This is a genomic window from Virgibacillus sp. 7505, from assembly GCF_002272135.1.
GTDB lineage: Bacteria > Bacillota > Bacilli > Bacillales > Amphibacillaceae > Terribacillus.
The window spans coordinates 1-211 of record NZ_NPBF01000477.1; the positions used below are offsets into that span (position 1 = coordinate 1).

1 protein-coding gene is annotated in these 211 nt (G+C 48.3%); it reads right to left on the minus strand.

The window, feature by feature from the left end; translation table 11 throughout:
- Window positions 1–211 (minus strand): uroporphyrinogen-III synthase (locus tag CHH91_RS19870; protein ID WP_176465912.1); only part of this gene is annotated, 211 nt, incomplete at both ends.

The window sequence follows — 211 nt, forward strand, 5'->3', positions numbered from 1 at the left end:
GTCGTCCCATCTTCTGACACGATATCCATTGCTATATTTTCTTTCAACAACGCGTTTTTCGCTTTGTAGCCGCGCACAGCAATGCGAGCAGAACGAACTTGCTTTAAAAATGCCTCTTTTACCCCTGCTTCCTCTGCAAAAGCGAGCAGCGTCTGGACACCGATGCCAGTCGTAAAGATAAACCAATCGGGCTGTGTAGCAAGCCCTGATG